Genomic DNA, 14,538 nt, shown 5'->3' on the forward strand with positions numbered 1-14,538 from the left:
CTCGATCCGATGGTGCGGTTTGCCAAGGACATTAGAGAATGCCCCTGCTTCCCGCAAGATTCCAGAATGTTGGCAAGGATCGACGCCCCGGACCCGTGGCCGGGGCGCCGCCTCAGTAATCGCGCTCGTAGAAGACCCCCAGCGTGCTTTCGCCGTCGCTGGCGACCGAGCCGCGCGCCGTGATCGCGTCGTTCACGTCCAGGTTGAGGTTGATCCGGGACTTGCCGTCGGCATCCACCGAAACGTCGCTGTAAAGGTTGCGCGACAGGTAGCGCCCGGCACGGACCGAGACGTTGCCCTCGTCGTCCGTGGTCAGGTCCAGATCGTCCAGCCCGGCGGCGTTGCGCAGGTTGCCGACCAGCCCCTCGCCACCCCGTCCCGCCAGCACAGCCACGGCATTGGCCAGCTGCGCCGCCTGCAGGGGCGAGATGGTTTCAAGGCCGCGCCCGAACAGCAGCTGCGACAGCACCTCTTCCTCGGGCAACTCGGGGTCGGACTGGAAGGTGATCTCGGGGTCGCGCAGATCGCCGTCTATGACGATGCGGGTGGTGATCCCGTCAGATTGCGTCTGCGCAACCAGACGCAGAACAGGCACGAGGCTGCCCTGCATCTCGATCAGTCCCTCGGTCATGTCAAAGCGGCGGCCCAGCAGGTCCACGCGCCCCCGGATCAGCTGCAGCGAGCCGATAGGCACGACGTTGCGGGCGGTGCCGGTCAGGCGGATCTGCCCGCCCAGTTCCGCGTCCACGCCGCGCCCGCGCACGAAGACCTGGTTCGGCGCGTTGATCGTCAGGTCCAGCCGCGCGGGATTCGCGGGCGGCGTGGCAGGGGGCGCCACCATGCCCGCGATGCGGCTGTCGGCGCTGGGAAAGGGCAGCAGCCCCGCCTTGGCACGGGTGGCCCGGACCGGAGGGCGGTCGTTCAGGTGCACGATGTCGGGGATCGCCCGGCCGCCCAGGCCCGTGTTGGGGATGCGGAACTCGACCGGCCCCAAGGTCAGCGCGCCCGTGACCAGCGGCCCGTCGGCCGGGTTGCCCGAGATCGAGACCGTGCCGTCCGCAACCGCCTCGTACAGGTTGGGATCGCGCAGGACGACCTGGTTCAGCCGCGCCTGCAGGTCCAGTTGCGTGCCGTTGCGCAGGTCCACCGGGCCGGTGACGGTCAGGGTGCCGCCGTCCGCGATGGCCCCCGTCGCATTGACGGTGATCAGCCCGCCCGCGATGTCGGCCGTGGCCGACAGGTTCTCGACCGACAGGCCGATGTTGGGGTCCGCTAGCCGCGCATTGGGCAGGCTGATCCGGCCCGACAGGTTCTCGAGCGCGGGGCGCCCGTTCAGGGCAAGGTCGAAGTCCACCGACCCGGCGATCGAGCGCGTGCGCAGCAGCGGGTTCACCAGCGCCGCGTCGCTGACGCCTGAAACGCGGAGGTCGGCGCTTGATAAATCCGCGGCCAGGCTGCCCGCCACGGTGGCGCGGGTGCCGCCCGGCGCGGTCGCGGCCAAGTCCAGCGCGTAGTTGCCGCCCGTCTGCCGGACGCTGCCGGTCACGGTCGCCGGTCCCGTCAGGCCCGGCACCAGCAGGCCCGTGTTCGCCAGCCCCGCATCGACGTTCAGCGCCGTGGCCGAGCCATCCGCGCTGATCCGCAGCTGCGGGTTGCTCGCGTTCAGCCGCTCGATGGCGATCGGGCCCTGGCGGGGCAGGGTGGCGGCCGCGTCGAACCGGGTGGCGCCCGACAGCAGCCGGTCCACCTGCTCGTTGCCGATCCGCAGCCCGCTGGCCGTCCCTTCGGCAGTGACGCGGCGGCCTTGGGACGTGTCGGTCAGGCGCGCGCTTGCGTTCAGCCCGCCGCCGATGCCGCGCCCTAGGAAGGCGAGGCTGTCGGCGCGCAGTTGCGCCGTCACGTCGGTCCGCCCCGCGCCCAGGGTGCCCTGCGCCGTGGCGTTCAGGCGCGGGTTGTCCACCACGGCCTCGTCAATCGTCAGCACGCCCTCGCGCTCGGCTCCGCGCAAGGTCAGGCGGGTTTCGCCGGCCAGCGCAGCGTCGGCCTGCGCCTGCCCCAGCGACAGGTCGTTCGCGGTTCCGTCCACGACCAGCCGCCGGGTGCCGGTGCCGTCATCGGCAAAGCTGCCCTGGGCCGCGAGGGACCCGCGCCAGCCCAGTCCCAGCGCCGACAGGTCGCGCAGGTCCACCTGCCCGCTGACATCCGTGCTGCCGTTCCCGATGACGCCCGAGATGTCGGCCCGCGCGCTGGGGTTGTCGAGGATGGCCTGCTCGATGGTGAAAAGCTGGCCGGCTTGGCTGCCGCGCAGGGTCAGCCGCGTTTCGCCCGCCAGCACCCCGTCCACGTTGCGCTGGCCGAGCGACAGGTCCTGCCCCGTGCCATCCACTACCAGCCGCCGGACGCCGCTGCCGTCGTCCTGAAGGCTGCCGCTCACCTGCAGCGCGCCGCGCCAGCCGCGTCCGAAGGCGGCCAGCGAGCGGATGTCGAGGTTCCCGCTGAGGTCGGTGACGTTCTCGCCCACGGTGCCCGCGACAGTGGCCTGCATCTGCTGGTTTGTCAGGCGCAGGTCGTTGATGGTCAGGCTGTCCGATGCCTGCTCGGCGGACAGGCGGAACTCGGTCGTGCCGGTCAGCGCCCCGTCCACGTCCTGCTGGCCCAGCCGCAGGTCCTCGCCGGTGCCGCTGACCTCAAACAGGCGCGCGCCGTCGCGGCCGCTGACGCGGGCCGTCGCCTGGACGGCACCCGACATCTCGGGGCGCAGGGCGGTCAGGCTGGGGATGTTCAGGTCGAGGGTGGCGTCCAGGATCTCGCCGAAGCTGCCGCTGCCTTCCGCCGCAATCTGCGGGTTCGCCAGGCGGAAGCTGTCAATGACGAAGCTGCCCTCGCGTTCCTGCGCGACGGCCAGAAGCTCGGTCCGGCCCTGCAGCACCGGGTCCAGTTGTTCGAAGCCCAGTACGAGGTCCGTGGCCATGCCCGAGACGCTGACGCGACGCGCGCCGGGGGCGCCGGTCACCGTCGCTTCGGCCTCAAGCGCGCCGGCCATCGCGGGGTCGGCGTCGGTCAGGCTGGCCAGCCGCATCGTCGCGCGCAGGTCGGTCGCGGTCGAACTGACGAGCCCTTGCGCCTGCGCAGTCAGCCGCTGTCCGTCAACTGTCAGTTCGCGGATCTCGATCCCCGTCTCGTCGCGGCGCGCGCTGAGGGTGATCGCGGCCTCGCCCGCTAGCAGGCGGTCCAGTTGTTCCTGTTCCAGGGTGATGTCGGTGCCGTTCAGCTCGACCTCGGCGTCGAAGCCGCGGGTCAGCACGGTATAAAGCCCGCTGACCCGCCCCGAGGCCTGCCCGGTCAGCGGCCGCCCGGCCAGCGCGGACAGGTGCGACACGTCCTCGTAGGCCGCATCCAGTTCGCCCGAAACAGTGATCCCCGAGCGCAACCCGTCGATCAGGATGTCCCCGCTGAGGCCGTAGTCGCGTCCCGACAGGCTGAAACCCGCCAGTTCCAGCGCATTGCCGGGGGTGAAGTCGAAACCGGTCTCGCCGGTGATCTCGGCCCCCAGCGCGGCCTGCAGCCCGGCGTCGGCCAGTGCAAGTCCCTGGGTGCCGAAGCCGATGCGGCCCAGCACGGCCCGCAACTCTCCGTTGCCCAGCCGGACCGAGCCGCCGCCCTCCAGCGTCAGCGCGCCGATGCGGTTGGTCCCCCGGGTCACGTCGCCCAGGCGCCCGTTCAGGGTCCAAGCATCGCTTTGCGCCGCGTCATAGCTGATCTGCAGGTTGCCCGACTGCACGTCGATGGGCTCGCCCCGCAGGGGCAGGCGGGCGGGCAGGGTGGTCGCGCCCGCGTCCTCGCCCAGCGACATCAGCAGCACCACGGATTGCGGCGCGCCCTGCTCGTTGGTCGTGACCGAGCCGGTCAGGTTCAGCGATTCCGTGTCGATCAGCAGGACCGGCAACGACAGCCGCCCGTTCTCGCCCCGCCAGCCCTCGACCAGCACCTGGGACTGGGGGCCGAAGAAGGGCGCGTTCTCGGGTGGCAGAAGGCTTGCGACGTCCCCGCCCAGTTCCAGCCGGAAGGCGGTGCCGGGGGTGTTGTCCGGTCCGGCCTCGGTGCGGGCCGAGACGCGGCCGGTCACGCGATCCTGCCCGTTCGTCGCCAGCCGGACCTCGGCCATGAAATCGCGCAGCGGCCCCTCGCCCCGGATCTCGGCCTGCACGGCCGGGCGGCCGTAAAGACCCACGAGGTTGGCGAACAGCCCGTCCTCCGCCTCGTCGAGCTTCACGTCCAGCCGCAGGACGGTGGTGGCGTTGGAAAAGCCCGCGTCCACGGCAAAGGTGCCGCGCTTGCCGTCCACGCGGTTGATGGCCAGCCGCGCCGCGCCCTCGCCGCCTGCAAGGTTCATCGCGCCGTCGAGCGAGACCACGGCCGCCTCGCCGATGACGGGCTGGCCCAACTCGACCCGGCCCGCCGCGATGCGGGCGATGTTGATGCCGACGGGCAGGGTAGGCAGAGCGAATTCGCGCACCTCGGGGGTGCGGGCGTCGCCCTCTCCCTGGGGCAGGCGGGGCAGCAGGATCTCCTCGGCCGACAGTTCCTGGATATCGATGCGCCGGGCGAACAGCGCCGAGCGGTTCCACTGGATCGCGCCGTTGCGCAGCGTGATCCAGATGCCCTGGTCATCGGCGATGGTCAGTTCGGTGAAGGTCGCGCGGGAGGACAATGCCCCCTGGAAGCCCCGGATTTCGACCTGGCGGCCGGCGCTGGACAGGTTGCGTTCCAGAAAGCGGGTGATGAAGCCCTGATCGTCCTCGACCTCGGCGGAAATCTCGGCGGCCCCGGCGGCGATGCCGCCTTCCGCTTCTGCGGTGGCTGCGGGAGCGGGCGGAACCGGGGGTTCCTGCGCCATGACCGGCGCGCCGGGCAGCAGAAGAACAAGGGCCAAGGCGGCCAGAAGCTGTTTCATCAGAAGGCCTGCCCCAGTCCAAGGTAAAGCTGCACGCCCTCGCCGGTGTCGCCGCCCACGGGTCCAGCGACGTCCAGCCGCAAGGGGCCGATGGGGGTGTTGTAGCGCACGCCGAGACCCGCGCCCGCGTGCCAGTCGGTCTGCCCCTCGAAGGAGCTGTCGGCCCACACCCGGCCCGCGTCGGCAAAGGCCACGACGCCGATGCGCGGACGGACCTGCACCCGCGCCTCGGCCGTCAGGTTGGCCACGCTCATGCCGCCGGTCTTGACCGTGACGCCGTCGGGCCCCTCGATCACGCGCACGCCGAGGGACTCGTAGGGCTGGCCCCGGACCGAGCCGCCGCCGCCCGAATAGAACAGGAATTCGCGCGGGGTTTCGGCGATGTCCGACCCCCAGATCGACCCGGCTCGCGCCCGCGCGGCCAGGGTGAAGCGGTTGTCCGTGCCGAAGCTGCGGTAGGCGCGGCCCTCGCCCACCAGCCGCAGGCCGGACCCGGCCTCGTTCAGCCCGTAGAAGGGCGTGCCCGTCGCGGTCAGCCAATAGCCGCGCCTAGCGTCCGTGGGCTCGTCGCGGCGGTCCCAGGTGACCGAGGTCGGCAGCGCCAGAATCTCGAAATCGGTGATCCCCGTGTCGTCGCGCACGCGCGAGCGGCGGTATTCCAGCGTGGTCTGGCCCGTCAGCCGCTCGCTGGGCAGCCAGGTCAGGCCGAAGCCGAGGACCCCCAGGTCGAGGTCATAGTCCTCCTCGCGCAGCCGCTCGGCCCGCGCCTCGACCGAGGCGGTGATGTCGGGCGTGATCGTCGCGGGGCGGTCGATCCGCACGCCCAGGCGGTAGTCGCGCCCCGAGGTGCCCGAGCCGATGTCCTTGGCCTCGGCGTCCACGCGCAGCCGCTCGCCCCCGCCCAGCAGGTTGCGGTGCATCCAGTAGCCCGAGATCAGCGCCCCGTCGGTGCTGCTGATCTCGAAGCCCCCGCCGATCCGGCGCAGGCGCTGTTCCAGCACGGTCAGGTTGACGTCCAGCGTGTTGCCGGGGCCCAGCGTCTCGGCCTCTTCCAGCGTGATCGAGGAAAAGACCCCGGTGCGGCGCAGGCGGCGGCGGACCTCCTCCAGAGTTTCGGGGTCGAAGCGCTCGCCCTCGGGGAAGCCCGCGATCTTGTAAAGCCGGCGGGTGCTAAGCCGCTGGTTGCCGGTCGCGCGCAACTGGCCGAAGCGCACCTGCGGGCCGGGGGACAGGGCGATGCGGCTCTCGACGCGGTGGATCTCGTGGTCGGCGATGATCTCGGTTTCGGCGACCTCGGCCTTGGCATGGCCCTGGTCGCGCCATCCGGTGACGCCGGCCCGGGCGGCCGTCCGCATGTCCGAAGTGCGGGCAATCTCGCCCACCCGGTAATCCTCGGGCAGTTCGGTGCCGCGCGCGACGGGCGCGATCTCGGCGCGCGAATAGCGGAAAGCCCGCCCCGGATCGACGGTCACGACCACCTGGCGCACGATCTCCGGCGCGTCCAGGGGCGCGATCCCCGCCGCCTCGACCCCGTCCAGCCGGATCTCGACGATCGAATCGTAGAAGCCCTCGTCGTAAAGCAGCCCCAGCAGGCGCGAATAATCCGCGCGCGCCGCCGCCAGCACGTCCTGGGCCGTATAGCGTCCCTCGACCAGCGCGCCGGTGATGCGCGAGGTGTTGCGCAGCCGCCGTTCCAGGTCCTCGTCCCCGGTCGTGACGCGGAATTGCAGATCCACGGGCGAGTTCGCGACCGGGTCGCCGCGCGAGAGCAGCCCCGAGAAGGGCGAGGAGGCCGACGACCCCGAGCCGCTGCCGCTTTGCCCCGCGGCCGTGCCGGCCAGCATGCAGCCCGCCGCGGTGGCCGCTGCCGCCATCCTCCACCAGTTCGTCATCTGCCCTGCCCGCCGCCTGATGTCTTGTTTTGACCCGAGTGTCGCAGGACGGGACAGCGATTGCTACCCTCTGCCGCAAGGCAGGCGGATTTTTCGAGGCAGGATTGTGATGGAAAAACAACCGCCACGGCAAGCCTTCACGGGTTTGTCAAGAGTCCATCCGAAAGGGATCAGGAACTGCGCCCGGATTGTGGTGTTTTGGTCACGAGCCAAATGAAACTACTTGACGATGTTTGAGGAAAGGCGCTTCCTATGCGTTTCCATCGAGTTGCCCTTGCCGCCCTCGCCGCGACCCTTTCCGTGGGCGCCGCCCAGTCCGCCGTCGTCCCCTCGCCCGTGCTGAACGCGCCCGTCCGCGGATGGACCGCCGTCGCCGGCATGTCCGGTCCCGAAGTGGTCGAGCTGGTGCGCAGCCTGCCTGCCCAGACAACCGAGGCCAGCGGCAACCTGCCCTGGTGCGATGCCGCGCCCGTTGTCAGCACCGCGCTGAAATCCGAGTTCGACGAGAACCTGGTGGCGCGCCGCGCCGACGGGACGCAGCTCTGGGGCTCGGACATGATGGGCACCTGGACGGTTCTTCTGGAGCGCGGCGACACCCATTGCGTGATCGCCTCGGGCATCGGCTACCAGGACGGGGTCGATCCCGGCGCCTTCTACGCAAAGGTCGGCTTGGGTTGAGCGGGAAAAACGCTGCGTTTCACCCAAGCTGCGTTGCCTTCGAGGGCGGTCTGTGACAAGGCCGCCCTGTTCCATTTCCCCGCGAGGCCCTCGATGAATCAGGTAGCTCCCCAAGACTATCTCGTGCGCGACATCGGTTTGGCCGATTTCGGCCGGAAGGAGCTGGACATCGCGCAGACCGAGATGCCGGGCCTCATGGCCCTGCGCGAGGAGTTCGGCGCGGCCAGGCCGCTTACCGGCGCGCGCATCGCGGGCAGCCTGCACATGACGGTGCAGACGGCCGTGCTGATCGAGACGCTGGTCGCGCTGGGCGCCGAGGTGCGCTGGGCCTCCTGCAACATCTATTCCACCCAGGATCACGCCGCCGCGGCCATCGCCGCCGCCGGCATTCCCGTCTTCGCCGTCAAGGGCGAGACGCTGGAGGAATACTGGGCCTATACCGACCGCATCTTCCAGTTCCCGGAAGGCGCGAACATGATCCTTGACGACGGCGGCGACGCCACGATGTACATCCTGCTGGGCGCGCGGGTCGAGGCGGGCGAGACCGACCTGATCGCCGTGCCCCAGTCCGAGGAAGAAGAGGCGCTGTTCGCCCAGATCCGCAAGCGGCTCGCGCAGTCGCCGGGCTGGTTCGCCCGCCAGCGCGACGCCATCCGCGGTGTGTCCGAGGAAACCACGACGGGCGTCCATCGCCTGTACGACCTGCACAAGCAGGGCCGCCTGCCGTTCCCGGCGATCAACGTGAACGACAGCGTCACCAAGTCCAAGTTCGACAACAAGTACGGCTGCAAGGAATCGCTCGTGGACGGCATCCGCCGCGCGACCGACGTGATGATGGCGGGCAAGGTCGCCGTAGTCTGCGGCTATGGCGACGTGGGCAAGGGCTCGGCCGCAAGCCTGCGCGGCGCGGGCGCGCGCGTGAAGGTCACGGAAGTGGACCCGATCTGCGCGCTGCAGGCCGCGATGGACGGCTTTGAGGTCGTGCTGTTGGAAGACGTGGTGTCCACCGCCGACATCTTCGTCACCACCACCGGCAACAAGGACGTGATCCGCATCGAGCACATGCGCGAGATGAAGGACATGGCCATTGTCGGCAACATCGGCCATTTCGACAACGAGATCCAGGTCGCGGCCCTGCGCAACCACAAGTGGACCAACGTCAAGGACCAGGTGGACCTGATCGAGATGCCCTCGGGCAACCGCATCATCCTTCTGTCCCAGGGCCGCCTGCTGAACCTCGGCAACGCCACGGGCCACCCGTCCTTTGTCATGTCGGCCAGCTTCACCAACCAGGTGCTGGCGCAGATCGAACTGTGGACCAAGGGCGACGAATACCAGCCCGGCGTCTATATCCTGCCCAAGGCCCTGGACGAGAAGGTCGCGCGGCTGCACCTGGACAAGATCGGGGTCAAGCTGACCCAGCTGCGCCCCGACCAGGCCGACTATATCGGCGTTCCGGTCGAGGGGCCCTTCAAGTCGGAGCATTACCGCTACTGATGCGGCTTCTCTGGGGTGCGATCGGGATTCTTGCCGTCGTCCTGGCTTTTGCCGGGACGGTGCTGCCGATCATGCCCACCGTGCCCTTCCTGATCGTGGCGGCCTTCGCCTTCAACCGCTCGTCGCCGCGGTTCCACAACATGCTGATGACGCATCCGGTGTTCGGCCCCCAGATCCGGGACTGGCAGGAACACCGGGCCATCGACCCGCGTGTCAAGGTCATCGTCTGCGTCAGCATGGCCATCGGACTTTGCGTCAGCTGGTTCATCCTGCCCCATCCCTACTGGGCGGTGCAGGTGGCGGTCCTGTCGGCGGTGGCGGTCTTCATCGTGACCCGCGCGAACCCGCCGACGCATCCCTGAGCCCTCAGCCGCGGATCATCCGCTTGATCCCGGCCACGTGGGCGGGCGCCGCGCTCAGTGCGTCGGCGGCCAGTTCCCCGGCTGTCTCGATCAGTGCATCGGACGGAACGATCCGGTCCAGAAGGCCCCATCCCAGCGCCGTTTCGGCCTCGATCTTCTGGCCCGCCATCAGGATCATCGCCGCGCGCGAGCGCCCCGCCAGTGCCGCCAGCTGCGCCGGGTCCGAAGGCTGGGGCAGGAAACCCAGCTTCATCACCGGATAGAAGATCCGCGCCTCGGGCACCGCGATCCGCAGGTCGCAGGCCAGCACCATCCCCAGCGCGCCCCCCGCGGCCGTGCCGTTCAGCGCGGCAATGGTCAGCGCCGGGGCTTCGGCGATCGCGCCCGAAAGCTCTTCCCACAAGGGCGAGGTCGCAAGTCCCGCCCGCGCGGCTTCCAGGTCTGCGCCGGCGGAAAAGACGCGCCCCCGGCCTGTCAGCACGATCGCCCGCGCGCCGCCGTCCACGGCCGAGCGCAGGGCCGCGATCAGCTGGACGATCATCTCGGGGGTCAGGGCATTGGCCTTGTCGGGCCGGTTCAACGCGATCGTGAAGAACCCCTCGCGGGAAGAATTCGTTTCGATCAAGACTGTCTCCTGTGACACGGCGCGTGGATGTGCAACGATGTGCCGTCTATTGTCGCATCGCCGTAATTCTTCGAAGGAATCGACCCATGTTCTTGCGGACGACCACCTCTGTCCTTGCCGTCGTCGCTTTCGCCGCCCCTGCGCTGGCCGAGGTGACGCCTTCGGAAGTCTGGCAGAACTGGGTCGAGTATTACAAGGCGAACGGCTACACCGTCACCGAGGGCGCGCGCGACGAGGCGGGCGAGACGCTGACCCTGCGCGACGTGGTGGTGGGCTACGCCCAGCCCGACGAGGGCACAAGGGTCGAGTTCCGCACCCCCGAGATCACCATGACCGCGACGGGCGACGGGCGCGTGCGCACGACGCTGGCGGAAACCTCGCCCGTGACTGCGACCTTCCGCGACTCCGAGGGCGGGCAGGTCACGCTGAACGGCTCGCTCCTCGCCCGCGACACCGAGATCGTGTCGGGCGGGACGGCCGCCGACATGACCCATGAAAGCCGCTCGGGCGAGTTGACGCTGGCGCTGCAGACGGTCCAGACGGCCGAGGGCACGCGCGAGGTTCCCGCCTCGGTCAAGCTGGTGAATGCCACCAGCCGCCAGCAGATCACCGACGCCGAGATGATGCGCTTCGACGCGACCATGGCCGCCGACCGGATGGAGATCGTGGCCGACTATGCCGATGCCGAGGGCACCGAGGCGCCGGGACGCATCAAGGTGAACGGTTCGCTGGAAAACCTGCAAGCCACCAGCGCAGGCAGCCTGCCCAAGGATGTGGACATCACCAAGGCCATGCACACGGCCCTGCGGGCGGGCATGGACGTGACGGCGGCGCTGTCGGCGGGGCAGGGGCGGCTGGACCTCGACTTCGCGGGAACGGACGACCAGGGCCAGCAGGACACGGCCAGGGCGAACACCACCCTGCAGGGGCTGGACGTCACGGTCGCCGTGGGTCCCGAAGGGCTGAAGTACCAGGGCGGGCTCGATTCGACCTCAACCGAGATGACGGTCAGCGACCTGCCCGCGCCGGTCGGCTACACCGTGACCGAGGCCAGCTTCGACATGCAGTTCCCGGTGATGCAGGCCGCCGAGGCCCAGCCCTTCAAGTTCGCCTATTCCATTGGCGGGCTGACGCTGGCCGACAGCGTCTGGAACATGTTCGACAGCGCCCGCGTGCTGCCGCGCGACCCGGCGAGCCTGGACATCGACCTTACCGGGCTGGTCCGTGTGACCATGGACCTGTTCGATCCCGCGCTGATGGAGGCTGCGGAAGAGGCCGAGGCCGCCGGCGAGGCGCACGCGCATGGTGATGCCCCCGCTGCCGAGGGCGACCCGGCGGCTCCTGTCACCGCGCCCTCGGCCGGAGCCGACGCGGCCCCCGCCGAGGACAGCGCCGAGCTTCCCGCCGAGACCCCCAACCCCTTCGAGCCGGTGCAGCTGTCGATCAACAAGCTGGCCCTCGCGGCGGCGGGCGCCAGCCTGGATGCCTCGGGCGAGTTGTCCGTGCCCGAGGGCGGCAACCCCGAGCAGCCGGTGGGCCAGGTGCAGGCCCGGTTCGAGGGCGTGAACGGCCTGATCGACCGCCTGGTGCAACTGGGCGCCATCTCGCAGGAGGAGGTCGCGGGCTACCGGATGATGCTGGCGCTCTTTGCCCGTCCTGCCCCCGAGGGTGGCGATGCGCTGGTCGGCCAGTTCGAGTTCCGCGAAGGCGGGCAGATCTTTGCCAATGGCCAGCAGGTGAAGTAACACCACCTGACGGCGAATACCGGGGGCCGGGCAGTGTCCGGCCCCCTTTGCGCATCCACGGAAAGGCCCTCTCCATGACCCGACCCGCGCCCGAAGATCTCGCGCCCCTGACCGAGGCCCTGCTGGCCGCTGCCCGTGCCGCGGGCGCGACCGAGGCCGACGCGGTGGCGGTCGCGGGCGAGTCCCTTTCGGTCGAGGTACGGAGCCGCGCGCTGGAACATGCCGAGCGCGCCGATGGGGTCGAGATCGGCCTGCGCGTCATCGTGAACGGGCGGCAGGCCTGTGTCTCGGCCAGCGACCGGTCCGACCGCACGATCCGCGAGATGGCCGAGCGCGCCGTGGCCATGGCGCGCGAGGCTCCCGTGGACGACAACGTGGGGCTCGCCGATCCCGCCCAGCTTGCCCGCGACCCGGACCCGGCGATGCTGGAACTGGACGACGGCGCGCCCGCCCCCGAGCCGGAGGCGCTGCTGGACCTGGCCCTGCGGGCCGAGGCGGCGGCGCTGGAGGTCGAGGGCATCAGCATGGTCGAGTCCGCCAGCGCCTCGGTCATGCACCGCCGCAGCTGGATCGCCGGCACCAACGGCTTTTCGGGCGGCTACAGGCGCAGCAGCCATGGCCTTTCCACCGTCGCCATCACCGGGGAGGGGCTGGGGATGGAACGCGACTGGGCCGGGGAAAGCCGCGTCTGGGCCGAGGACCTGCCTTCGCCCGAGGAGATCGGCCGCCGCGCGGGCGAACGCACGGTGGCGCGGCGCGGCGCGCGCAAGCCCCCGACCGGCGCCTTCCCGATCCTTTACGACGAGCGGGTCGCCTCGACCCTGATCTCGCACCTGCTGTCGGCCGTGAACGGCAGCGCGGTGGCGCGCGGGTCGAGCTGGCTGCGCAATGACCTGGGCCAGCCGGTCCTGCCGGGAGGCTTCGACCTGACCGAGAACCCGCGCCTGCCGCGCCACGGCGCCTCGCGCCCCTTTGACGGCGAGGGGCTGCCGACCGCGTGCCGCATGATCGTGGAAGGCGGCGTGCTGCAGGGCTGGACGCTGGACCTGGCGACCGCGCGCAAGCTGGGCATGGCCTCGACGGCGAATGCGGTGCGGGGCACCTCCTCGCCGCCCTCGCCGGGGGTGACGAACGTGGCGCTGACGGCGGGGACGGCCTCGCCCGCCGACCTGGCCCGCGACATGGGGCGGGGGCTGGTCGTGACCTCGATGCTGGGCGCCTCGATCAACGCGACCACGGGGGATTATTCGCGCGGGGCGGCGGGCTTCTGGGTCGAGAACGGAGAGATCGCTTATCCCGTCAACGAATGCACCATCGCGGGCAACCTGCGCGAGATGCTGATGCGGATCACGGCGGCCAGCGACCTGCCCGACTGGCGCAGCCTGCGCGTCCCGAGCCTTCTTGTCGAAGGAATGACCGTTGCCGGAAGCTGACCTCGAGCTCATCGTCCAGGCCGCCGAAAAGGCGGGACAGATCGCGCTGGCCCATTGGCGCGGCACCTTCCGCCACTGGGAAAAGGACGAAGGCGCGGGGCCGGTCACCGAGGCCGACCTGGCCGTCAATGCCGCGCTGGAACAGGCGCTGCGCGCTGCCCGGCCCGACTACGGCTGGCTCAGCGAGGAAAGCCCCGAGGACCCCCGCCGCGCGACGGCCGCCCGCGTGTTCGTCATCGACCCGATCGACGGCACCCGCGCATTCATCTCGGGCGAAGATGGGTTCGCCGTGGCCGTGGCCGTGGTGGAAGACGGCCAACCTGTCGCGGGGGTCGTCCACCAGCCCGCGCGCGGCGTGACCTATGCGGCCGCAGCCGGGCAGCCCGCCACGCGCAACGGCCAGCTGATCCGCCCCCGCAAGGCACGGCTGGAGGGCGCCGAGGTGCTGACCACCAAGGCCGCGCTGGACCCCGCCTTCTGGCGAGGGCGCCGGGTGCCCCGGATCAGGCGCAGCTTCCGGCCGTCGCTCGCCTGGCGGCTGTGCCTTGTCGCCGAGGGGCGGTTCGACGCCACCCTGTCGATGCGGCCCGTCTGGGAATGGGACGTCGCGGCGGCAAGCCTCATTGCCGTGCAGGCAGGATGCACCGTCACGGACAGGCGCGGGCGGCCCCTGGGTTTCAACCGGATGCCGCCCCTAGGCGACGGACTGATCGTGGCCCCGCCGGGATTGCATCACGAACTGATCGCGGCGCTGGACGTTGAGCCGCCAGAACCCGCGCAGGCAGGACCGGGAAGGGCCGCAGGATGAACCGTTTGCCGCCCGAGTCGCTCGACCGCCTGGCCGATGCCATCAGCTTTCATCCCGATACCGAGCCCGGCCGCCTGTTCCGCCAGGCGCTGGGCCGCTTCGCCACGGGCGTCACCGTTGTCACCGTCGGGGGGCCGAAGGGTCCGGTCGGAATGACGGTCAACAGCTTCACCAGCGTGTCGCTGGACCCGGCGCTTGTGCTGTGGTGCCCGGCACGGTCCTCGTCGCGCCATGACATCTTCGCGCAGGCCAGGGCCTGGTCGATCCACGTGCTGGGGGCCGAGCAACTGGACATCTGCCTGCGCTTCACGCGCGGCGGCCCGCAGTTCGAGGGGCTGGAGCTCGGCATGACCGCGCTGGGCACGCCGCTGATCCCGGGGGTCGCGGCGCGCTTCGACTGCCATGCCCATGCGGTGCATGAGGGCGGGGACCACAGCGTTCTGGTTGGGCGCGTGGCGCAGGTCACGGTCGGCGGCCCGGATGACCACCCGCTGGTCTTCGCCGCAGGCCGTTTCGGGGCCTTCGAGCCGGGCGAGGGCTGAGC

General features: G+C 70.4%; 10 protein-coding genes. 7 read left to right on the plus strand and 3 right to left on the minus strand.

The window, feature by feature from the left end; translation table 11 throughout:
* Positions 1–112: 112 nt before the first annotated feature.
* Together ACFFII_RS09640 and ACFFII_RS09645 are read right to left on the minus strand one after the other, a co-directional pair.
* Positions 113–4,954 carry a translocation/assembly module TamB domain-containing protein gene (locus ACFFII_RS09640; protein WP_377698668.1) on the minus strand — a complete coding sequence of 1,614 codons (4,842 nt, stop codon included), beginning with the start codon at positions 4,952–4,954 and terminating at the stop codon, positions 113–115.
* Positions 4,954–6,846 carry an autotransporter assembly complex protein TamA gene (locus ACFFII_RS09645; RefSeq protein WP_377698669.1) on the minus strand — a complete coding sequence of 631 codons (1,893 nt, stop codon included), beginning with the start codon at positions 6,844–6,846 and terminating at the stop codon, positions 4,954–4,956. The genes ACFFII_RS09640 and ACFFII_RS09645 overlap by 1 nt, the downstream gene beginning before the upstream one ends.
* 252 nt (positions 6,847–7,098) lie before the next feature.
* Here ACFFII_RS09645 and ACFFII_RS09650 point away from each other — a divergent pair, with 252 nt between their 5' ends.
* The 3 genes from ACFFII_RS09650 to ACFFII_RS09660 all read left to right on the plus strand — a co-directional run bounded on the left by ACFFII_RS09650 (position 7,099) and on the right by ACFFII_RS09660 (position 9,383).
* Positions 7,099–7,524 carry a hypothetical protein gene (locus ACFFII_RS09650; RefSeq protein ID WP_090751630.1) on the plus strand — a complete coding sequence of 142 codons (426 nt, stop codon included), beginning with the start codon at positions 7,099–7,101 and terminating at the stop codon, positions 7,522–7,524.
* A gap of 93 nt (positions 7,525–7,617) precedes the next feature.
* On the plus strand, positions 7,618–9,021 hold the full coding sequence (gene ahcY / locus ACFFII_RS09655) for an adenosylhomocysteinase (protein ID WP_090751627.1): 1,404 nt from the start codon (positions 7,618–7,620) through the stop codon (positions 9,019–9,021).
* Positions 9,021–9,383 carry a YbaN family protein gene (locus ACFFII_RS09660; RefSeq protein WP_377698670.1) on the plus strand — a complete coding sequence of 121 codons (363 nt, stop codon included), beginning with the start codon at positions 9,021–9,023 and terminating at the stop codon, positions 9,381–9,383. The genes ahcY and ACFFII_RS09660 overlap by 1 nt, the downstream gene beginning before the upstream one ends.
* A gap of 4 nt (positions 9,384–9,387) precedes the next feature.
* On the opposite strand, the gene ACFFII_RS09665 is transcribed toward ACFFII_RS09660, so the two are convergent.
* Positions 9,388–10,008, minus strand: coding sequence for an enoyl-CoA hydratase/isomerase family protein (locus ACFFII_RS09665; RefSeq protein WP_377698671.1), 621 nt, complete (start codon positions 10,006–10,008; stop codon positions 9,388–9,390).
* Between the two features lie 86 nt (positions 10,009–10,094).
* Here ACFFII_RS09665 and ACFFII_RS09670 point away from each other — a divergent pair, with 86 nt between their 5' ends.
* The 4 genes from ACFFII_RS09670 to ferA all read left to right on the plus strand — a co-directional run bounded on the left by ACFFII_RS09670 (position 10,095) and on the right by ferA (position 14,536).
* Positions 10,095–11,753, plus strand: a complete 1,659-nt coding sequence (locus ACFFII_RS09670) for a DUF2125 domain-containing protein (RefSeq protein ID WP_377698672.1) — start codon at positions 10,095–10,097, stop codon at positions 11,751–11,753.
* A 74-nt stretch (positions 11,754–11,827) separates the two neighbouring features.
* A complete protein-coding gene (locus ACFFII_RS09675; RefSeq protein ID WP_377698673.1) occupies positions 11,828–13,186 on the plus strand; it encodes a TldD/PmbA family protein in 1,359 nt (452 codons plus the stop codon).
* Complete coding sequence (locus ACFFII_RS09680) at positions 13,173–13,994, plus strand: 3'(2'),5'-bisphosphate nucleotidase CysQ (RefSeq protein WP_377698674.1); 822 nt, start codon at positions 13,173–13,175, stop codon at positions 13,992–13,994. The genes ACFFII_RS09675 and ACFFII_RS09680 overlap by 14 nt, the downstream gene beginning before the upstream one ends.
* The gene (ferA, locus tag ACFFII_RS09685) at positions 13,991–14,536 is read left to right on the plus strand and encodes a flavin reductase FerA (protein WP_377698675.1); all 546 of its coding nucleotides are present in this window, start codon (positions 13,991–13,993) and stop codon (positions 14,534–14,536) included. The genes ACFFII_RS09680 and ferA overlap by 4 nt, the downstream gene beginning before the upstream one ends.
* Positions 14,537–14,538 lie beyond the last annotated feature (2 nt).

It is taken from the genome of Paracoccus niistensis (genome assembly GCF_042432925.1).
GTDB classification, from domain to species: domain Bacteria; phylum Pseudomonadota; class Alphaproteobacteria; order Rhodobacterales; family Rhodobacteraceae; genus Paracoccus; species Paracoccus niistensis.

What these genes read in the sequence shown, in the direction of transcription:
- ACFFII_RS09640 (WP_377698668.1), bottom strand. Translation starts at nt 4,954, where the DNA reads ATGAAACAGCTTCTGGCCGCCTTGGCCCTTGTTCTTCTGCTGCCCGGC.
- ACFFII_RS09645 (WP_377698669.1), bottom strand. Translation starts at nt 6,846, where the DNA reads ATGACGAACTGGTGGAGGATGGCGGCAGCGGCCACCGCGGCGGGCTGC.
- ACFFII_RS09650 (WP_090751630.1), top strand. Translation starts at nt 7,099, where the DNA reads ATGCGTTTCCATCGAGTTGCCCTTGCCGCCCTCGCCGCGACCCTTTCC.
- ahcY (WP_090751627.1), top strand. Translation starts at nt 7,618, where the DNA reads ATGAATCAGGTAGCTCCCCAAGACTATCTCGTGCGCGACATCGGTTTG.
- ACFFII_RS09660 (WP_377698670.1), top strand. Translation starts at nt 9,021, where the DNA reads ATGCGGCTTCTCTGGGGTGCGATCGGGATTCTTGCCGTCGTCCTGGCT.
- ACFFII_RS09670 (WP_377698672.1), top strand. Translation starts at nt 10,095, where the DNA reads ATGTTCTTGCGGACGACCACCTCTGTCCTTGCCGTCGTCGCTTTCGCC.
- ACFFII_RS09675 (WP_377698673.1), top strand. Translation starts at nt 11,828, where the DNA reads ATGACCCGACCCGCGCCCGAAGATCTCGCGCCCCTGACCGAGGCCCTG.
- ferA (WP_377698675.1), top strand. Translation starts at nt 13,991, where the DNA reads ATGAACCGTTTGCCGCCCGAGTCGCTCGACCGCCTGGCCGATGCCATC.